The organism is Kitasatospora sp. NPDC056181 (assembly GCF_042266225.1).
GTDB lineage: Bacteria > Actinomycetota > Actinomycetes > Streptomycetales > Streptomycetaceae > Kitasatospora.
Map to the genome: position 1 here is coordinate 24548 of NZ_JBHJUK010000022.1, position 19778 is coordinate 44325.

The following is a 19778-nucleotide window of genomic DNA, read 5'->3' on the forward strand; positions in this document are numbered from 1 at the left end:
AACCGGAAACCGGATCCGAGGAGCCCGCCGTTCCAACCGGAAAGGAGCGTGGGATGCACGACCGGTCCCGCAGCCACTCGAAGCCCGCGCCCGCGCCCACGCCCTCGCCCCCGGTGCCCGGCGGTGCCCGGGCCGGCCACGACCGTCCCGACACCGCCGACCTCCAGCAGCCCGCCACCCCGTCGGCGGGGCAGCCGGACCTGAGCCACGTCCCGCTACGGGGGCACGCAGAGGGAGAAGAAGGGGAGACGACCGGTGAAGCGGCCGACAGGGGATCCGGTCGAGCGTCCGCCACGGCGGGCGAGGGCGCCGAGCGGCAGGCCGACGCGGCGGCCACGGTCGGCGGCGCGGTCCTCAGCACGCCGGCGCCGGTGGAGCCGGGCGAGGCGTCGCACGTCCAGCACCTGGTGCCGCGTTCCCCTGGAGCGCCGCTCGACGCCGGGACCGGGCAGGAGATGAGCGCGCGCTTCGGGCACGACTTCAGCGGGGTGCGGGTGCACACCGATGCGCAGGCGGCCGGCCTGGCCGCGGGGCAGCATGCCAAGGCCTACACGGTCGGGAACGACATCGTCTTCGGCGCCGGCCGTTACGCCCCGCAGAGCGAGGCCGGGCAGGGCCTGCTCGCCCACGAGCTCGGCCACGTGGTGCAGCAGTCGGCGGCCGGCGGGCTCGCCGTCCAGTGCGACGACCTGGACAACCCGGACAGGACCGGTCCCGCTGCGCCCGCCGATCCCGAGGCGGTGCTCGGACAGCGGCTGGCCAAGGACTTCCCGGCGGGCGTGGCGCTCGCCTTCTACGCCCCGATGCCGTCCCCCAAGGACCGTGAGGAGGCGCGGAACGCCGCCCGGAAGTGGGCCAGGCGGGAGAAGGCTCTGGCTCTCACGGGCAAGAAGGCCACCGCCTCGAACGTCGTGTTCGGCGAGGCGATGTCGGATGCGGACCACCCGCTGACCGCCACCGTCCGGGCGCTCGGTGCCCTGCTCCCCGCAGCCGTGGCGAAGGCGCCGACCCCCGAGGGACCGGTGCCCCCGGGGACCGGCCCGAACACCGTGCGGACCCTCGCCGTGTTCGCCCACGGGGCCAGCAACTGGTGCGGCCTCGGCTCGATCAGCAGTTCCACGGCGGCGTCGGTCATCAAGCAGATCGCCCCCGCGCTGGCACCGAACGTGACCGTCGTCCTGTACTCCTGCAACGGGGGGCGCGAACCGGACGCGAGCGAGGACTGGGTGAAGGGCACGATGGAGCCGGGCGGAAGGCACTCGCTGGCGGCCGTCGTCCGCGACTCGCTCATCGCGGAGGGCAAGGGGGGCTCCGTCTGGGGCCACACGACGACGGGCCACGTCTCGGAGAACTTCGCCCTCCGCGAGTTCGACACGGTGTCCGGCAAGGGCAGCGAGGGCGCCTCGTTCGTCACCCGGTACGTCTTCTCACCCGCGGACAAGCTCACCGGCGCAGGCCAACTGCTCGACGGCGCGGTGGCCGAGGGGTACGAGGTCGGCCCGAAGGGTGCGGCCCGCGCCGACCAGGCCGTGGAACACGAGATGTACGCCTGCTACGCGGAGGCCAACCGCGAACTGAACCTCGGCGGTGGCAAATTGGCGGAGGTTGCGCCGGTGCACCCGGTCGAGGTGGGCCGACTGGTCCACGACTACTGGCTGACGACCTACTGGCCTCGCCGGAAGGACGCGGCCGTCGCCGCGCTCGTCAAGCAGCTGGTCTCGTCCGGACTGGCCAAGAAGACGGGAACGAGGTAGCACGTGGGCGGGTTCGAGGCGGGCGCAGCAGGTCCGGGGAGAAGCCCGGGACCGGTTCCGAGGGCCGCGGCGCCCGCCCGGCAGCCGTCGCGGGCGCCGTCCGCGGTCCCCCCGATCGTCCACGAGGTGCTCCGCTCGCCGGGGCAGCCGCTCGACACCGGCGCCCGGAGGACGATGGAGAGCAGGTTCGGGGCCGACTTCAGCGGTGTCCGCGTGCACGCCGACGGCCGGGCCGCCAGGTCGGCGGCGGCGGTGGGCGCCCAGGCCTACACCAGCGGGCCGGACCTGGTCTTCGGCGAGGGCGCGTACGTGCCGCACAGCCCGCGGGGACTCGGGCTGATCGCCCACGAGTTGGCGCACTCGCTCCAGCAGTCGGGGTCGCCGCCGCGGACCGGCGAACTCTCGCTCGGGGGCGTCGGCGACGCCCGCGAGGCCGAGGCCGACCAGTGCTCCCGGGCGCCGCACGAGCCGGCCCGCACGGCCGGCGCCGGACGTCCCCGCGCGGGGCAGGACAGCAGCAGGGTGATCCGGCGCAGCGTCGGGGACTGGCTGCGCAGCCACGACCCGCGTCCGTTCCTCCGGGATGCGTACGCGTCGATCGAGGAGTCCCCGCAGCACGTCATGGAGTTCTTCGAGGACGAGGTCTGGGAGGCCATCAAGGCGCACTGGGTCCGGATCACGCTGATCACGGGTGCGTTCCTCGCGGCCGAGGCCGTGATCGGGGCGGCGGAGGCGGCGCCGACCGGGATCACCCAGGTCGTCGGGGCGATCCTCCAGGTGATCACGCTCGCCGTGCTGGGCTACTTCGCGGCCGTCGAGACGAAGGACGCGGTGGCGGAGGCCCTGCGCTGGTGGTCGCTGTGCCGCGCCGCGCACGGGGACAAGGCGCGGATCACGGAGGCGTCCCGGTCCTTCGTCCGGGTGATCTGGCACCTCGTCATGGCGGTCCTCGCGGTCGCCGGTGCCCGGGCGAGGCTTCGCGGGCTCGGGGCCGCCGGTCGCGGAGCCGCGGCGGGTGCCGGGGCCGGGGCTGGTGCGGGCGCCGGTGCTGGTGCCGGTGCTGGTGTCGGGGTGGCCGCGGGTGGCGGCGAGGTCGTCGACATCGCCTCGCACCCGGGATTCCGGCCCAAGGTGCAGCCGTCGTCGGGTGGTGGCTCCGGAGGCACGGTGGCCTCGGGCTTCGACGGCAACGCGGCGGTCGACCTCGCCCCGGCGGAGCCGCTGCCGGTGCCGGAACCGCCCGCCCCCGCCCCGGCGCCCGTGCCCGCCCCACGGCCGGCCGCCGGCCAGGCCGCCTCTCCCGGTACGGGCACGTCGCCCGCCACGGAGGCCGCCAGGGCCGGGGCGCTCGCCGCGAGCCCGAAACGGGACGGCGGCGAGAAGAAGGACCCGTCGCTCGTCTACCGCAGCATGATCGAGCAGGGCGGGTCCCCCAAGCCCGAGCCCACCGCCCGCGGACTCGGGGTCCGGGTAGGGGGCGCGAACCCCGACGTGGAGGTCGTCGGCGGGCTCGCCCAGCCCGGCGGCGGCATGTCGGTGGCCCCGGACACGCCGCTGAACCTCCTGCCGCACCGCCGGCCGCCGGAGTGGGGCAAGGACGGCACGGGCAAGGACGGCACGGGAAAGGACCCGGTCTGGGCCATCAGCCCCACGGTCTTCGCCGGGGTGCTGCACTACGTCAGGGACAAGAGGACGCACGGCTACGTCGGCCCCCGGGCCCCCGTTCCGGTGGACGAGCTCCAGGCGGCGCTCGCCCGGACCAGGCCGCTCTGGGTGAAGGCCACGCCGCCGGGAGAGAAGGAAGGACCGTGACATGGCCTGGATCTTCAGCCTGAGCGCCGAGTGCGGGCCGTCGCAGGCGGACGCGCTGGCGGTGGCCGGCCACTTCGCCGCCCGGCAGGGCACCGGGCAGGACGTCGGGCAGGACGTCGGGCAGGGTGCTGGGCAGAGCACCGGGCAGGACACCGGGTGGGCCGCGGGGTGGGTTGCCGACGTGGTCCGCGACGACCGGGGCAACTGGTGGGCGTGGGCCGTCCCCGGAGGGCTGAGCCGGACGGGGAGCGGCTCCGACGCGGACGCCCGTGCGATGACCGAGGCCGGCCACCACCTCTACGCGTGCCTGCGCTCGGCGCCCGCCCGGTACCGGTACGCCCTGGCCGGGGTCGAGGCCGACATGTTCCGCTTCTTCGACGAGTTGACGGCGGACGAGGACCTCGGCGCGTTCCCGGGCCTGGTCCTCGCCGACGGCGTCTGGGAACTGGTCGGCCGCCCGCCGGGGTTCACCACCTTCTCCCCGGGCTACCGCTGGCTGCCCTACCCGGGGGAGGGCCACCCGGCATAGCGGGCCCGGTCCGGTGCCGGCCGGGCGTCGGGGGCTACCCGATCTCGACGACCCGCGCCCACGCGGGCGGCGAGTCGGGCACGTGGTCGGGATCGTCCTCGTTCCACGACCGTGCCGGCCGCCTCCGGGGGAACAGGCCGACCACCGTCCGGCACGGTGGCCGGCTGCTCGGCCACGGAGTCTGGCCGTCGGTCAGGACCACGACGACGTCCGGCCGGGGCCGGGCCCGGAGCGCCCTCGCGAAGCCCGTGCGCAGATCCGTGCCCCCGCCGCCCACCAGCGGGATTCCCCCGGCCTGGCAGAGCGGGTGCACGATCCGGGCCGCCGCGTCGCAGCACAGCACGGTGACCAGGTCGCGGCGGCCGCCCACCGCACGGGTGATCGCGGCGACCTCCAGGAGCGCACTGCCCAGCTCGGTGTCACTGACCGACCCGGAGGTGTCGATGACCACGGAGACCCGGGGCGGCCTGCGCCGCAGGCTCGGCAACACGGCACCGGGCACCCCGGCTGAGCGCCGCGACGGCCGCCCGTAGCTGTAGTCCTCGCCCGCACCGGGGGCGGAGGCCGCCGAGCGGACCGCCGCCCCCAGCAGGTCCCGCCAGGGCTGCGGCGGGTGGAACGCCTCCTCCGCCCACCGCTGCCACCCCTTCGGGGCGTTCCCGGGGCGGCCGGTGATGCCCTGCGCCACCCGGAACCGGACGGCGTCCCGCTCCTGGGCACTGAGGCCGTGCGCGCCGTCCGGCCCTTCGTCCCACGCCCGGTCCAGCCCGTCGGCGCCACTGCCGCAGTCCAGCCACGCCAGGGCCTCGGTGAACGGTCCGAGCCTGAACTGCCGCAGGTAGTCCTCCATGAGCTCGCCCTCGGGCAGCCCCAGCGTGCCTGGGCCGACAGCGCCTTCGGGCCGGACCAGCCCGTCACCGAACACGTCGTCGTTGATCTCGCAGTCCGCCGCGATGTTCATCCGCAGCCGTTCCCCCGGGCCGGTCAGGCCACGCTCCCGCGCGACCCGGTCGCTGCGCCCGTGATGGTCGCGCAGCAGGTGCGACACCTCGTGCACCCAGACACCGGCCAGTTCCTCCACCGGCGTCCGGGCGACGAACGCCGGTGAGACGTAGCACCGCCAGTGCCGGTCGACGGCCATCGTGGGCACCAGCCGTGACTCCACGGGGTGGAGGGCGAACAGCGCCGTCGCCAGGTAGGGCCGTGCCCGGGCGGCCTGCAGCCGGGAGGCGAACAGCTTGTCGAAGTCCAGTTCCGGCTCCGGTCGCCCGGCGTCCATGGCCCCGGGTGTGCCCGTGGCCACGGGTGTGCCCGTGACCCTCGGCGCGCCCGTCACCCTCGGGTTGCCCGGGCCCTGCGGGCCCTGCCGGGTGTCCGGGGCCCGCGGGATGCCCGGGGCCCGCGGGGCGTCGGCGGTCACCGGCCGGCCTTCGTGGCGACCGTGGCGACCCGCGCCGCCGCCCGGTCGGCGGCCCGGTCCGCGCGCCGGGAGAGCGACACCGCGCCCGCGAGCCGCTCGATGGCCGCGGGGACGTCCCAGTCCTCCTGGCGCAGCGAGGCGAGCGTGGTCGCCGGGACGACCACCAGGTCCGGGGCCCCGGTCTCCAACGCCCGGACCAGCAGCGCCCAGGCGGCGTCCCAGCGGGCCCGGTCCGGGCGCGCACGGACCGCCGCCACCACGCCGTCGAGCACGGCCTGGCGCAGGTCCCCCCGTTCGGGCAGCGCGGCACCCGCCGGGTCGGCGAGGAGCAGTTCGGGGTCGGGGAGGTCCATCCGGTCCAGGCTCGCCAGCAGCTCAAGCCCGGGGCCGTCCCCCACGGTGCCCCGCACCAGGAGGGAGAGCACCTCCCGGGAGGAGCCGGCCGCGGTCGCGAAGGCGATCAGGTGCAGCGTCATCTCCCAGCTCCGCGGCGAGGGCCAGGCGCCTCCCCGGCGGGTCTCGCTGCCGGGCAGCCGGTGCACGAGTCCGGGGCGGGCGGCCAGGAGCCCGCACACCGCACGGCGGGCGAAGGCGACGGCCTCCGGCAGCGCCTCGGGGGCGAGCCGTGGCAGGGTGGCGCGGGGCCACGTTCCGCCGAGGCCGCGCACCACGACCTCGGTGTCGTGGGTCCACTGGAGGTGGACGAACCGGTTGGCCAGCGGCGGGCTCAGCTCCCAGCCGTCGGCCGCCGAGGAGCGGGGGTTGGCCGCGGCCACGATCCTGACCCCGGGGGGTAGTTGGAGGGTGCCGATGCGCCGCTCCAGCACCAGGCGGAGCAGGGCGGCCTGCACGGCCGGCGGTGCGGTGGACAGCTCGTCGAGGAAGAGCAGCCCCCGGCCGGCCCGGACCAGCCGGACCGCCCAGTCCGGCGGGGCCATCGGGACGCCCTGCTGGGCGGGATCGTCCCCGAGGATGGGCAGGCCCGAGAAGTCGGAGGGTTCGTGCACGCTGGCGATCACCGTGGTCAGCGGGAGGTCCAGCGCCTCGGCGAGCTGTGTCAGGGCCGCGGTCTTGCCGATCCCGGGCTCGCCCCAGAGGAGTACGGGCAGGTCGGCGGCGACGGCCAGGGTCAGCGCCTCCAGCTGGATGTCGGGGCGGGGTTCGGTCGTGGTGGTCCGCAGCAGGGTCAGCAACTCGCCGGCCACGTCGAGCCGGCGGACGTCGTGCCGGGGGGCGTCGTGCAGGGGACCGTCGTGCAGGGGGGCGTCGAGGTGGAGGAGGTCGTGGTGGGAGGTGCGGGTGGCCGGGTTCGGCAGGGCGTGCGTGGGCGTGTCTGATGGCATGTTCGATCACCTGTGGGTTCGTGCGCCGGGACGGTTCGCGTACGGGACAGCTCGTGTACGGGACGGTTCGCGTACGGGGCGGCCCGTGTGGAGGGCGGTTCGGGTGGGTGGCGGTTCGCGTGCCGGGATGGCGCGCGTGAGGCGGTGGTGCGCGTAAGGGACGGCAGGTGTGACGGTTCGGGGCCGGTTCGGGGCCGGTCCGGGACCGGGTCGGAGGTCCGGGTCGGAGGCCGGGTCAGCAGGAGGCGGCGAGGCGCGGGCGCGAGCGGCGGTCGCGGCGAGGGCTGCGCTGCGGATGCGGCCGGCCGTCGGCCAGGCCGGCCCGGAACATCCCGTAGGCGATCCGGCGCAGGGCGGCCGCCTCCAGTTCGTCCCGCAGCGGGCCGGTGCGCAGCAGTGCCTCGGGGCCGAGCAGGCCCTCGACGACGGCCAGTGCACCGGCGGTGTCGCCGTGGTCGAGGCGTTCCCGGACGCCGGTGAGGCAGTCCGGCCGGCGGTGCGCCTCGTCGATCGCTCGGAGGCAGGGGAGCGGGGTGCCGGTCAGGGCGACCAGCAGCTCCTCGCGGCGGATCTCGGCCGGGTCGTGGTCCAGCGGGGCGAGTACCCCGTCGACCAGGCCGATCCGGTGCCGGGCGCCCCGGCACTCCACGATGCGCGGCTCTCCCGGCCGGTCCGGACTCCGGAGCGGGCCGGCCGGCCGGCGGCCCGGAACCAGCGCCCTGGCCACCAACGGGTGCAGCCCGTCGGGCCCGATCAGCCCGGCGCGCAGCAGTTCCAGGTCGGGTGGCACCCAGACCGCCGCGTCGGGCAGGACCGGCAGTCCGGGGGCCCCGCCGGTGGGTGCCCCCGAGATGCCGAGTTCGTTCCCGTCCGCGTCCAGGCGCAGGAGGAGCCGTTGGCGGCCACCGAGCCGCACCATGACGGCACTGGCGGCCCGGCCCTCGGCGCGGATCAGCAACCCCGCCTCGGCCGCCCACCGGTCGACGGCGCAGCGTTGCCCCAGGAGGAGGTCCCACCGTGGCACCGTCCCGGGGTCGGTCCCCGGCGGCGGGCCTTCGGCGGCCGGCCGGTCGGCCCCGGACCGGATGCGCAGCTCGTCCGTCCTGCGGGCGTCCCACAGGTGCCGGTGCAGGTCGAGCCGGAAGCGTCTGCTGGGGTGGGGGTGCGGGTGACGGCGGTCGCCGTCCGCGCTGCGGGAACCGTCCCACAGCGCGAGGCTGATCCGCTGGCCGGCATCCGCCCAGGCCGGCGGGGTGCGCACCACCAGGTGCAGCAGGCCCGCGCGATCGCGCCCGGTCCCGTTGCGCCCGGTGCCGTTGGGCCCGGTGCCGTTGGGCCCGGTGCCGTTGGGCCCGGTGCCGTTGGGCCCGGTGCCGTTGGGTCCTGAGCCGTTGGGTCCTGTGCCGTCGGGTGCCGTGTCGTCGGGTGCCGTGTCGTCGGGTCCTGTGCCGTCCCGCCCGGCCGTGTCGTACCGGGCCAGGGTGACGGTCAGCCCGGGGCGCAGCAGGCCGTCGGGGGCGATCCGGGGCAGGTGCCAGCGCAGCAGGTCGGGTGCCAGATGGCGCAGATCGTCGCGGACGCGGGCCACGAGGTCGTGCCCGTGACTGTGTGCCAGGGACCGCAGGTCGACATCGACGTCGACACCTGCGGCGGCGCACGCTCCTGCCCAGTCCCCGGCGCACCGGCGGCTGGTCGCGGTCTCGATCATGGAGGGTGGCACGGCGTACTCGCGCACGCGCAGCCAGAGAGAAAGGCGCCGGGAGATCAGGCGCGGGTCCTCGTTCGCGGTTCCAGTGAGCATCAGCACTCACCTTGCGCGGACGAGTCCCCCAATCTGTGGCGGGAGTTGTTCATCATCGGGGTGAGCGTAGCGTCCGTCAGGATGATCGGCCAGGCCTTTTCGTCCGGGGCACCGCCGGGGCACCGCCGGGGCGCGAACCCGCGGCCGGCCACGGCGGTCCCCGTCGTGGCCGGCCGCTCCTTCCCTGGTGGCTGCCGGGAGCTGGAGGGATCGCCGGCCGGTCCTTTGCTGCTCCTGAAACCGTGTCGGCAGCAGACGACACGATCCCGTCGGAGGAGGTGCTCCCGGAAGCGGGCGAGCCCCTGGGCAGGGCTCACGCCGCTCCGGTCGCGGCGCCGCGGGGCGGTCGCCGGTTGCCGGGCGGTCCTGCACCGGGCCGGTTCGTCCCGGCCGGGCCGGTGCAGTGGGTCCGCGGAACCGGCCGACGTGTCCGCCGACCGACGTGTCCGCGGAACCGGCCGACGTGTCCGCCGACCGACGTGTCCGCGGAACCGACCGACGTGCCAACCGACCGACGTGTCCGCGGGGTTGAGCGGTCTAGGGGTGGATCGCGGGGTCCGTCGGCCCGGGCGTCCGGCGGTGCGTGCTGTGGCGCGCCCGGAACGGCAGTCGGCGCAGGGCGGCGTCGAGGGCCGCGGCCGGATCCTCGGGCCCGGTGGTCGTCCGGCCGGTGGTGGTCGGGCCGGTGGTGGTCGGATCGGTGCTCGTCGGTTCGGTGGAGCGCCAGGCGATGTGGCCGTCGGGGCGGACGAGGACGGCACCGCCCGTGGCGGTACCGGCGAGGGCGGCGAACTCGGGCCCGGGGTCGGCGTGGCGCAGGCCGGCGGTGTCGGCGGGCAGACGCCAGGCAGGCGGGCCGAGGAGGATCCAGTCTCCGGCGGGGAGGTCGAGGGTGGAGCGCGACCGGGCGGGGTCGGTCCAGGCGTGTGGGAGGCGGGTGCCGGGGCCGCCGTCGAGGTCGTCGGCGACGGGGTCCGTCGGGTCCCCCGTGTCGGAGAGGACGGCGGCGGAACGGTAGCGGTCGCCGAGGCCGTGGGCGGCAGGGGTGGTCCAGTCGGGATCGGGGGAGGAACTGCCGGGGGTCATGGCCCGGGCGTTGGCGCCGGAGGCGGCAACGGCGTGGACGGCGGCGGGGTGGCGTTCGTCCTGGTAGGTGTCCAGCAGGGTCTCGTCCGCCCGCCCGCCGAGGACGGCGCCGAGCTTCCAGACGAGGTTGTGGACGTCGGCGATGCCGGTACTGGCGCCGCGGGCGCCGGCCGGGGGCATCTGGTGGGCCGCGTCGCCGGCGAAGAACACCCGGCCCGCGCGCAGGCGGTCGAGCGTGCGCTCGCGGGCCTCCCAGGACAGCACGCTGACCACCTCGGGCTCGGCGCCGGGCACCCCGAGGACGTCCCGCAGGATCTGTTCGCACCGCTCGGGCGGGTAGTCGGCGGGGCTCTCGACGGCCGGGTCGTAGCGCAGGTGGAAGGCCCAGCGGGTGCGGGCGTCGATGGCGGTGAGCATGCCGCGCACACCTGCGCGCGCGATCAGGACGACGCTGAACTCCCTTCCCCGGACGAACTGTTCGAGGTCGGCGCGGAACAGGATGTTGAGCTGGTGCCCGTGGCTGGTGCCGTACGTCGAGGAGACGCCCAGTTCGTGGCGCAGCGCGCCGCCCGCGCCGTCGGCGGCGATCAGGTAGTCGGCGGTGACGGTCTCGGTGACGCCGGTGGCCACGTCCGTCAGGTCGACGGTGAGGTGGTCGTCGCCGTGCCGGAGGCCGGTGCGCAGGGTGCCGAAGCGGATCTCGGCCGGTCGGCGGCGGGCCGCTGCCAGCAGGACGGGTTCGACGGCGTCGAGGGTCGCGCGGCGGCCGGTGGTCGGGCTCCAGCGGGCCATCGCGGCGGGGGCGAAGATGCTCTCGGGCCGGTCGCCGGGATCCGGCCGTCGCGGGACGTCGGCGAGGGCGGTGGCGAGGTCGGAGCCGCGGTGCAGTCCCTCGGCCCGGGCCAGTGGGGCACCGGCCTCGCGGACGGCGTCCGCCACGCCGAGTTCGCGGTAGATCTCCATGGCGCGGGCGTTGAGGCTGCGGGCGCGCGGGTGGTCGTGGGTGCCGGGGTGGGCCTCGACCAGGAGCGAGGGAACCCCGTGGTGGGAGAGGGCGAGGGAGGCGGTCAGGCCGACGATGCCGCCGCCGACGACGAGGACGGGGTAGTGCTTGCCGGTGTGCAAGGGATGTTCTCCGAAGGGTGTTGATGATACGTCAAGAACGATTACTGGTAGGGCTGTTGATCCCGCCGTTCCCGGCGGCTTTCCGGCTTCCGGGCAGGAGCAGGGAGGTGAGCGCGCCCAGCAGGCTGAGCGCCGCGGCGGCGAGCAGCGCCGCTCGGGAGCCGTGCAGGAGGGCGGCGGCGGCACCGGTGGCAGCGGAGGCGGTGTCCGCAGCCGGGCCGGTGGCGGACTGGGCGATGGCGCCGAGCAGGGCGAGGCCGAGGGCGCCGCCCAGTTGGCGGGAGGTGTTGAGCAGGCCCGAGGCGAGGCCGGCCTCGGCGGGCGGGACGGCAGCGGTGGCCGCCGTGGTGGCGGACATCAGCATCAGACCGAGGCCGGACCCGATCAGCAGCAGCGGGCCGAGCAGGTCGGCCGCGTAGCGGGCGTCGGTCGGCAGGGCGGCGAGCCAGAGCAGCCCGGCCGCCGCCACGGTGCCCCCGTACAGCGGCAGCCGGCGCGCCCCGGCATCCAGCAGCCGCCGGGAGACCAGTGCGGCCACGGCCAGGCACACGCCCATCGGCAGCATCGCCAGGCCCGCCTGCTGGGCGGAGTAGCCGAGGACCTGCTGCATCAGCTGGGAGACGAGGAACAACGACGCCGTCAGGCTCGAACCGAGCAACAGCACGACGAGGTTCCCGGCCGGTACGCCGGGCAGCCGGAACACCGGAAGGCGGACCAGCGGGTTCGCGCTGCGTGCCTCGACGCGTACGAAGGCGGTGAGCAGCAGGGCCGCCGCGGCGAGGGTGACGAGCGTGGTGGGGGACGTCCAGCCGTTCTCGCCGCCGCGGGTGACACCGAACAGGAGCAGGCCGACGCCGGTGGTCGAGACGAAGGCCCCGGGCAGGTCCAGGCGGCGGAGGGAGCCGCGGACGTCGGAGGGCTCCAGGCAGAGGCGGACGGCGACCATCAGGGCGAGGCCGACGGGCACGTTGACGTACATCACCCAGCGCCAGCCGGCGTGTTCGGTGAGGATGCCGCCGAGCAGCACGCCGAGTGCCGCGGCCGACGAACTCGAAGCGGCCCAGGCGGACATGGCGCGCCGGCGCAGCTCGGGCCGGTCGGCGGTGACGGCGAGGACGACGCCGAGGGTCGAGGTCGCGAGCGCCGAGGCCCCCAGTCCCTGGGCGGCGCGGGCCGCGATCAGGGCCGGGCCGCTGCCGGCCAGGCCGCCGACGGCACTGGCGGCGGTGAACAGCACCAGACCTGCCCGGAGGGTGGCCCGGCGGCCGAAGAGGTCGCCGGCACGGGCCGCGAGCAGCGTGAAGCCGCCCAGCACCAGCAGGTAGGCGTCCACCACCCAGCGGGCGGCGGCGGATCCGAGTCCGAGGTCGGCGCTCATCGCGGGCAGGGCCACGTTCACGATGGCGCCGTCCGTGACGACCATGAACGACGCGGTGCAGGCGATCGCCACCGCTGCCGCGACGGGCAGGCCGGGCCGCAGCAGGCGCGGCGGTCCGGGCGGCGGCGGGTCGGTGGACGGCGGCGTGGTGGTGGGCGGTGGCGTGGCGGTGATGGCGGGCGCGGCGGGCGGTGGCGTGGTGGCCGGAGGGGGCGCGGCGGGGTTGCACGCGGAGGAGGGCATGGACATGTCTGCTCCAAACCTGAACGGTGTTCTAGTAGAACAGTGTTCAAGTTAGGGTAGGCTCAACGGTGTGTCAACGCGGGTGCCCAGGGCCATGAAGGCGGCCCAACCCGCCCGCCAAGCAAGGAGATCCGCGTGCGCCTGCACCGCGAGGACGTGCTCGCCGGAGCGCTCGGCCTGCTGGACCAGGACGGCCTGGACGGGCTCACCATGCGCCGCCTCGCCACGTCCCTGGGCGTCGGCCCCAGTGCCCTGTACTGGCACTACCGCGACAAGCAGGCCCTGCTGGAGGCCATCGCCGAGGAGATCATGAGCGGCGTCGCCGACGTCGACGTCGCACTCCCGCCGCGCGAGCGGACCGCCGAACTCGCCCGACGGCTGCGGCGCGCCCTGCTCACCCGCCGGGACGGCGCCCGGGTCCTGTCCGGGACGTACGTCCGCCGGCCCAACACCCTCGGCTTCGGCGAGGCCGCGGTCCAGGCCCTCGCCGCCGCCGGAGTGCCGGCGACGGAGACCGCACTGGCCTTCTTCACCATCCAGGACTACGTCCTCGGCCACGTCATCGAGGAACAGAGCCGGGAACACCAACTCGCCACCACCGACCGCACCCCGACGCCGGACGCCGCCGACACCAGCGACTACCCGGCCATCGGCACGGCCATCCGCCACTGGGCCGACCGCACCCCGGACCACCGGTTCGAATACGGCCTGCGACTCCTGCTCGACGGCCTGGACCGCCGTACCGGCTCCTGATCGCCGCACCGGCTCCTGCCCGTCGCACCGGCTCCTGGCCGTCGCACCGGATCCTGTCTGTCGCGCGCTCCTGACCGCCGGTCACCCGCCTGGGAGCCGCCGTCCCGCCTGGGCCCGCCCCGGCCTGTGCCTATGCTGCTTCGAGTCTCATGATCGCGTGAGCAGGCGGGACAGAGGGAGGACGCAATGGACTACCGAGTGGAGCGCATCGGCCCCGGGGACTGGGAGCGGATGCGCGAGGTGCGGCTCGCGCAGTTGCTGGACACGCCGATGGCCTTCATGGAGACGTACGAGACGGCGCTCGGCCACGGCGAGGACGAGTGGCGCTCGCGGGTGGCCCGGGTCAGCGCGGAGGGGAGCGCGGGGTTCGCGGCGGTGGCCCCGGACGGCCGGTGGGTCGGCACGATGATCTCCTTCACGCCCGAGCCGAAGGCGGCGGTGCTGGTCGGCGTCTGGACCGATCCGGCCTACCGGGGCAGGCAACTCGGCGTGACGGACGCCATGCTGGACGCGATCCTCGACTGGGCCCGCACCGAGGCCGGGGCGGAGCGCCTCCTGCTGAGGGTGCACGAGGACAACCCGAGGGCGACGGCCTTCTACCGCCGCCGCGGCTTTGACCTGACCGGTCTCGACGAGCCCTACGAGCTGGACCCGGCGAGCCGGCTGCTGGAGATGGCCCTGCCGCTGAGCTGATGCCGCCCGGGCCTCAGCTCACCAGCCCGGGCGCGAAGTAGTCGCGCAGATGGGCGATCCTCCCGTCGCGGACGCGGAAGATCTGGACCAGCGAGACGGCCACGTCCCCGCCGTCCCCGTCGTCTCCGTCGTCTCCGTCGAAGACCGTGTCGATCTCGGCAATGAACACGTCGGGATCGGAGGTGGTGTGCAGCACGTACGCGGACTTCTCGAAGTTCGGCACACGGGCGTCCGTCGTCGGCCGCTCGTAGTGCGCCGCCATCGCACGACGGATCTCCTCGCGGCCCACCAGCCTCCTGGGGAATTCGGCGCCGGCGGGGACGAGCGGCGCCTCGAACACGCCGTCCTCGGTGAAGCTCTCGGCAAGGGCGTCGGCATCGCGGGTCATCGGGCCGGCATGGACGTAACGCTCGAAGATCTCCTGCGGGGTTCGGGACACGGCGACCTCCCTGGGTCCGGGCACGGAAGTCCACACAATCACGGCGGCGCTCCCGGGGACCACGCTTTCCGGGAACGGACACACGGCCCGCCACACCCTCGGCCACCGCCGTGCGCGGCGCACGGCCCGCCGGCCGCACGCCGTCGGCGGACGTGCGGAACCCGCCCGTCCGCGCAAGGGGCGAGCGTAGGTTGCTGCTCGGACTCTCGGACTCTCGGACTCCCGGGGACGACGCCGACGGGAAGGGGCGGGCGATGGTGGCCGACGGCACGTGGTTCGTGCTGGTCCAGGAGGACTACGAGAACCACCCGGAGGAGGGCGGGGCGCACTGGCGGCTGGACGTCGAGCAGGCGGCGCGCTCGCTGAAGGAGGCCCGGGAGACCGCCGAACACCTGGCTCGCACGTACCGGCCCGGGCGTTCGTGGGGCTTCGCCCGCTGGAGCGAGCAGCCCCGGCGCAGCATCTACCGGCTCGCGGACGGCTCCTTCCTGGTGTCGCTCCACGACGGGCTCCAGAAGGCCTCGTTCCGGGTCTCCCTGGGCGAGTTGGTCGAGGAGATCACGTGCACCGGGCCGGTGTCGCCCCCGAACTGGAGCGAGGGCCGGTTCTTCGGCCGCGGATGACCCGGCGGAGGCGTTCACGGACCGGCAGGCCGACGCGGCTGGCAGGCGCGGCTGGCAGGCGCGGCCTGCCCCCAGGGCCGCGCTGCGCTGCGCTCCCGTGCCGGGGCGTCGTCAAGGCCTCGCGTCAGGACGACGTCAGGACGGGGCGAGGACGCAGAACTCGTGACCCTCCGGGTCGGCCATGCACGTCCACGGGACGTCGCCCTGGCCGACGTCGAGGTCGGTGGCGCCGAGAGCCCGCAGCCGGGCCACCTCCGCCTCCTTGTCGTCACCGGGGTACGGCAGCAGGTCGAGATGGACGCGGTCCGGCACGGTCTTCACACCGGGCGTGCGGAGGAACTCGAGATACGGGCCGCCACCCTTCGCCGAGCGGAACACCGCCTGATCGTCGGTCACCGCGTGCAGGGTCCAGCCCATCGCCTCGCCCCAGAACCGGGCCATGGCCCGCGGGTCCGCGCAGTCGACCACGATGGCGGCGATCGGCCCGGTGTCCCGGTAGACCTCCCGGGGCTCCAGCACGCAGAACTCGTTGCCCTCGGGGTCGGCGAGGACCGTCCACGGCACGTCGCCCTGGCCCACGTCGGCGGGCGTCGCACCGAGATCCCGCAGGCGCGCGACCAACTCCGTTTGGTGGGCCCCAGACGTGGTGGCGAGATCGAGGTGCACACGGTTCTTCGTCGCGGTCTTGGGTTCCGGGACGGGAATGACGTCGACGCAGACGAAGACCGGGTCCGGCCACACGGGGCCGCCCGCCGGTCCGACGTAGGTGACCACGCCGGGACTGTAGGCACTCCAGCCGAGCGCCTCTGCCCAGAACCGGCCGACCGCCGACGCGTCAAGGGCCTTGATGTTCACATGAACGGGTCGCAGTGCCATGCCGGCGATCCTATGCGCGTCACCTGCGTCGGGAGCCGGTCCTTGCCCTCGCGGTCACGTGTCGCATCGACGTCGTCGATCTGCCACGTGACCTCCGGGCAGGCGTGCGCGCAGCTCGTCATCACCCGGTGGCCGTAGGTGGACCGACGTCGGCTGCGCTGCTCGCGGAGGGCCTCCGTCGTAGCGGTTGTCCGGGTCTGGACCGGCGCCGCGCGTGAGGTCGCCCGCGCGGTGATGTGGCCGGTTCCGAGCGCGGTGAGCGCAGTGAGGACACCGACCCACAGTCCGCCGTTCGCCACACCCGCGGAGCCTGCCGGCCAGGACTGCCGCTCGGACAGGCCGCGCGTCAACCACTGGCCGGAGCCGGTGACGGTCAGGCGGTACTCCCGCCAACTGCCGCTTCCAGCCGCCGACTACGACTTCCGGCCACACGCGCGGGTGGTGCGGCGCAGGGGTGCGAAGAAAACAAGCAGGCATGATTGCTTTTTCTTCGTGCCGGTGCCACGCTGCTGCGCGACGGCAAGGATTGTGGCCACCGGTAGGGGAGGCGTGCCTGTGGGGTCGCGTGCTGTGTTGCGGGTCGGAAATGCGTCGGGGTTCTACGGGGACCGCTTCTCGGCGGTCCGGGAGATGCTGACGGACGGGCCGCTGGATGTGCTGACCGGGGACTACCTGGCGGAGCTCACCATGCTGATCCTGGCCAGGGACAGGCTCAGGGACCCGTCCCTCGGGTATGCGAAGACGTTCCTGCGCCAGATGGAGGAGTGCCTCGGTCTGGCGCTGGAACGCGGGGTGCGGATCGTGGTCAACGCGGGAGGGCTGAACCCGGCCCGACTCGCTGAGGCCATCAGGGAGTTGGCCAAGCGACAGGGGCTGGAGGCCGCCGTCGCGCACGTCAAGGGCGACGACCTGCTGCCGCGCCGGGCCGAACTCGGCCTGCCCGAGGGTCTGCTGGCCGCCAACGCCTATCTCGGCGCCTTCGGGATCGCCGAGTGCCTCAAGGGCGGGGCGGACGTGGTCGTCACCGGGCGGGTGACCGACGCGGCGCTGGTCGCCGGGCCCGCCATCGCCCACTTCGGCTGGGATGCGAGCGAGTTGGACTCTCTCGCCGGGGCCGTCGTGGCCGGGCACGTGCTGGAGTGCGGCGCGCAGGCGACCGGTGGCAACTACGCGTTCTTCCGCGAGCACGACGTCGTCCGGCCGGGCTTCCCGATCGCCGAACTGCACGCCGACGGCTCCAGCGTGATCACCAAGCACCCGGGCACCGGCGGGGCGGTCACCACGGGCACCGTCACCGCCCAACTCCTGTACGAGACCGGCGGGGCGCGCTACCTGGGCCCGGACGTGACGGCCCGGCTGGACACCGTCCGGCTCACGCAGGAGGGGCCGGACCGGGTCAGGATCGACGGGGTGCGCGGGGAGGCGCCGCCGCCGACCCTCAAGGTCGGCCTGAACCGGCTCGGCGGACACCGCAACGAGGTGGTCTTCGTCCTCACCGGGCTCGACATCGAGGCCAAGGCCGCCCTGGTGCAACGGCAGTTGGAGGAGGCCCTGCCGCCGGACGCGCGCCCGGCCGAGCTGCGCTGGACGCTGGCCCGGACCGACCAGCACGACGCCGCCACCGAGGAGACCGCCTCGGCACTGCTCCGACTCACCGCGCGGGACCGTGACCCGGCCAAGGTGGGACGCGAACTCGGCAAGGCCGCCGTCGAATTGGGCCTGGCCGGATACCCCGGATTTCACCTCACCGCCCCGCCCGGACCGGGCGCCCCGTACGGGGTGTTCACGGCCGCCCACGTCGATGCCGGGAAGGTCGAGCAGACGGCAGTACTGCCGGACGGCCGCCGGATCGCCGTCCCTCCTGCGCCGGCCGCCGAGCAACTGGCGGCTGGACAACTGGACGCCGAACAACCCGTCGCCCGGCGGCCGGTGGCCGAACCCACGGCCCCCGCCCCCCTGGCCGACCAGGGCCCGACCCGCCGCGCCCCGCTCGGGCTGGTGGCCGGTGCCCGCAGCGGCGACAAGGGCGGTGACGCCAACCTCGGCGTCTGGGCCCGCGACGAGGCCGGCTGGCGCTGGCTCGCGCACACCCTCACCACCGAGCGGCTTCGCCACCTCCTCCCCGAGACCGCAGACTTGACCATCACCCGGCACCTGCTGCCCAACCTCCGCGCGGTCAACTTCACCCTCGAAGGCCTGCTCGGTGAGGGCGTCGCCGCCCAGCACCGGTTCGACCCGCAGGCCAAGGCGCTGGGCGAGTGGCTGCGCTCCCGCCACCTCGACATCCCGGAGGCGCTGCTGTGACCGTCCTGCCCACCCGCCTCGACCTGGCCGGCGCCGACCACGCCGAGCACCGCGCCGCGATGCTCGACAAGCTCGGCGCGCTGGCCGAGGAGCACGCCAAGGCGCTGGCCGGCGGCGGCCCGAAGTACGTCGAACGGCACCGGAGCCGCGGCAAGTTGCTGCCGCGCGAGCGGATCGAGCTGCTGATCGACCAGGACTCGCCGTTCCTCGAACTCTCCCCGCTCGCCGCCTGGGGCAGCGACTACCCGGTGGGAGCGGCCCTGGTCACCGGCATCGGCGTGGTCGAGGGCGTGGAGTGCGTGATCACCGCCAACGACCCCACCGTCCGCGGCGGCGCCAGCAACCCCTGGACGCTGCGCAAGGCCCTGCGTGCCAACGAGATCGCCCTCACCAACCGCCTCCCGCTGGTCAACCTGGTCGAGTCGGGCGGCGCCGACCTGCCCAGCCAGAAGGAGATCTTCATCCCCGGCGGCGCCCTCTTCCGCGACCTCACCCGCCTCTCCGCGGCCGGAATCCCCACCGTCGCGGTCGTGTTCGGCAACTCCACCGCCGGTGGCGCGTACGTGCCGGGGATGTCCGACCACACCGTGATGGTGAAGGAGCGGGCCAAGGTCTTCCTCGGCGGGCCTCCGCTGGTGAAGATGGCCACCGGCGAGGAGTCCGACGACGAGTCGCTGGGCGGCGCCGGCATGCACGCCCGCACCTCCGGCCTGGCCGACCACTTCGCCGTGGACGAGCCGGACGCGCTGCGCCTGGCCCGCCGGATCGTCGCCCGGCTCGACCACCGCAAGCCCGGACCCGGCCCGGACGCGGCCGCCGCACCGCCGAAGTACGACGAGGAGGAGCTCCTCGGCATCGTCCCCGGCGACCTCAAGGTGCCGTTCGACCCGCGCGAGGTGATCGCCCGGATCGTCGACGGCTCGGACTTCGACGAGTTCAAGCCGCTCTACGGCACCAGCCTCGCCACCGGCTGGGCCCGGCTGCACGGCTACCCGGTCGGCGTCCTCGCCAACGCGCAGGGCGTGCTGTTCAGCCAGGAGTCCCAGAAGGCCGCCCAGTTCATCCAGTTGGCCAACCAGCGCGACATCCCGCTGCTGTTCCTGCACAACACCACCGGCTACATGGTCGGCAAGGACTACGAGCAGGGCGGCATCATCAAGCACGGCGCGATGATGATCAACGCCGTCGCCAACTCCCGCGTGCCGCACATCTCCGTCCTCATGGGCGCCTCCTACGGCGCCGGCCACTACGGCATGTGCGGGCGGGCGTACGAGCCGCGGTTCCTGTTCGCCTGGCCGAGCGCCAAGTCGGCGGTGATGGGCCCGCAGCAACTCGCGGGCGTGCTGTCCATCGTGGCCCGGCAGTCCGCCGCCGCGAAGGGGCAGCCCTACGACGAGGACGCGGACGCCGCGATCCGGGCGATGGTCGAGCAGCAGATCGAGGCGGAGTCGCTGCCGGTCTTCCTCTCCGGCCGCCTCTACGACGACGGGGTGATCGACCCGCGCGACACCCGGACGGTGCTCGGACTCTGCCTCTCCGCGATCCACAACGCGCCCGTCGAAGGCGCGCGCGGCTACGGCGTCTTCCGGATGTGAGGAA

General features: G+C 74.7%; 16 protein-coding genes. 8 read left to right on the forward strand and 8 right to left on the reverse strand.

The genetic code is table 11. The features are described from left to right. Window positions 1-53 precede the first annotated feature (53 nt). The 3 genes from ACFC1F_RS11820 to ACFC1F_RS11830 all read left to right on the forward strand — a co-directional run bounded on the left by ACFC1F_RS11820 (window position 54) and on the right by ACFC1F_RS11830 (window position 4095). Window positions 54-1754, forward strand: coding sequence for a DUF4157 domain-containing protein (locus tag ACFC1F_RS11820; protein WP_376157427.1), 1701 nt, complete (start codon window positions 54-56; stop codon window positions 1752-1754). A gap of 126 nt (window positions 1755-1880) precedes the next feature. After that, complete coding sequence (locus tag ACFC1F_RS11825; RefSeq protein WP_376157429.1) at window positions 1881-3566, forward strand: DUF4157 domain-containing protein; 1686 nt, start codon at window positions 1881-1883, stop codon at window positions 3564-3566. Between the two features lies 1 nt (window position 3567). Next, window positions 3568-4095, forward strand: a complete 528-nt coding sequence (locus ACFC1F_RS11830; protein WP_376157430.1) for a hypothetical protein — start codon at window positions 3568-3570, stop codon at window positions 4093-4095. Window positions 4096-4129: 34 nt separating this feature from the next. Here ACFC1F_RS11830 and ACFC1F_RS11835 read toward each other — a convergent pair whose 3' ends face one another. The 5 genes from ACFC1F_RS11835 to ACFC1F_RS11855 all read right to left on the reverse strand — a co-directional run bounded on the left by ACFC1F_RS11835 (window position 4130) and on the right by ACFC1F_RS11855 (window position 12497). After that, the gene (locus ACFC1F_RS11835; RefSeq protein ID WP_376157432.1) at window positions 4130-5374 is read right to left on the reverse strand and encodes a VWA-like domain-containing protein; all 1245 of its coding nucleotides are present in this window, start codon (window positions 5372-5374) and stop codon (window positions 4130-4132) included. A gap of 137 nt (window positions 5375-5511) precedes the next feature. After that, entirely contained in the window at window positions 5512-6858 is a 1347-nt protein-coding gene (locus tag ACFC1F_RS11840) for an AAA family ATPase (RefSeq protein WP_376157434.1), read from the reverse strand. 235 nt (window positions 6859-7093) lie between these two features. Then, window positions 7094-8659 carry a hypothetical protein gene (locus ACFC1F_RS11845; protein ID WP_376157436.1) on the reverse strand — a complete coding sequence of 522 codons (1566 nt, stop codon included), beginning with the start codon at window positions 8657-8659 and terminating at the stop codon, window positions 7094-7096. A 537-nt stretch (window positions 8660-9196) separates the two neighbouring features. Continuing rightward, window positions 9197-10870 carry an FAD-dependent monooxygenase gene (locus ACFC1F_RS11850; RefSeq protein WP_376157437.1) on the reverse strand — a complete coding sequence of 558 codons (1674 nt, stop codon included), beginning with the start codon at window positions 10868-10870 and terminating at the stop codon, window positions 9197-9199. A 31-nt stretch (window positions 10871-10901) separates the two neighbouring features. Continuing rightward, window positions 10902-12497 carry a DHA2 family efflux MFS transporter permease subunit gene (locus tag ACFC1F_RS11855; protein ID WP_376157439.1) on the reverse strand — a complete coding sequence of 532 codons (1596 nt, stop codon included), beginning with the start codon at window positions 12495-12497 and terminating at the stop codon, window positions 10902-10904. Between the two features lie 129 nt (window positions 12498-12626). Between ACFC1F_RS11855 and ACFC1F_RS11860 the strand changes: the two genes are divergently transcribed. Continuing rightward, window positions 12627-13244: a TetR/AcrR family transcriptional regulator C-terminal domain-containing protein gene (locus tag ACFC1F_RS11860; RefSeq protein ID WP_376157441.1), complete on the forward strand. Its 618-nt coding sequence runs from the start codon at window positions 12627-12629 to the stop codon at window positions 13242-13244. Window positions 13245-13430: 186 nt separating this feature from the next. Further along, window positions 13431-13937, forward strand: coding sequence for an N-acetyltransferase (locus ACFC1F_RS11865; protein ID WP_209414157.1), 507 nt, complete (start codon window positions 13431-13433; stop codon window positions 13935-13937). A 13-nt stretch (window positions 13938-13950) separates the two neighbouring features. Here the strand turns inward: ACFC1F_RS11865 and ACFC1F_RS11870 are convergent, their stop codons facing one another. Next, complete coding sequence (locus tag ACFC1F_RS11870; protein ID WP_376157443.1) at window positions 13951-14376, reverse strand: nuclear transport factor 2 family protein; 426 nt, start codon at window positions 14374-14376, stop codon at window positions 13951-13953. Between the two features lie 254 nt (window positions 14377-14630). Between ACFC1F_RS11870 and ACFC1F_RS11875 the strand changes: the two genes are divergently transcribed. Continuing rightward, window positions 14631-14999 (forward strand): hypothetical protein, encoded by a 369-nt coding sequence (locus tag ACFC1F_RS11875; protein WP_376157445.1) that lies wholly within the window; start codon window positions 14631-14633, stop codon window positions 14997-14999. Between the two features lie 135 nt (window positions 15000-15134). Here the strand turns inward: ACFC1F_RS11875 and ACFC1F_RS11880 are convergent, their stop codons facing one another. Both ACFC1F_RS11880 and ACFC1F_RS11885 read right to left on the reverse strand, forming a co-directional pair. Beyond that, window positions 15135-15875 carry a VOC family protein gene (locus ACFC1F_RS11880; RefSeq protein WP_376157447.1) on the reverse strand — a complete coding sequence of 247 codons (741 nt, stop codon included), beginning with the start codon at window positions 15873-15875 and terminating at the stop codon, window positions 15135-15137. After that, window positions 15851-16174, reverse strand: a complete 324-nt coding sequence (locus ACFC1F_RS11885) for a hypothetical protein (protein WP_376157449.1) — start codon at window positions 16172-16174, stop codon at window positions 15851-15853. The genes ACFC1F_RS11880 and ACFC1F_RS11885 overlap by 25 nt, the downstream gene beginning before the upstream one ends. Before the next feature lie 250 nt (window positions 16175-16424). Here ACFC1F_RS11885 and ACFC1F_RS11890 point away from each other — a divergent pair, with 250 nt between their 5' ends. Next, complete coding sequence (locus tag ACFC1F_RS11890; RefSeq protein WP_376157450.1) at window positions 16425-18179, forward strand: acyclic terpene utilization AtuA family protein; 1755 nt, start codon at window positions 16425-16427, stop codon at window positions 18177-18179. After that, the gene (locus ACFC1F_RS11895) at window positions 18176-19774 is read left to right on the forward strand and encodes an acyl-CoA carboxylase subunit beta (protein WP_376157452.1); all 1599 of its coding nucleotides are present in this window, start codon (window positions 18176-18178) and stop codon (window positions 19772-19774) included. The genes ACFC1F_RS11890 and ACFC1F_RS11895 overlap by 4 nt, the downstream gene beginning before the upstream one ends. Window positions 19775-19778 lie beyond the last annotated feature (4 nt).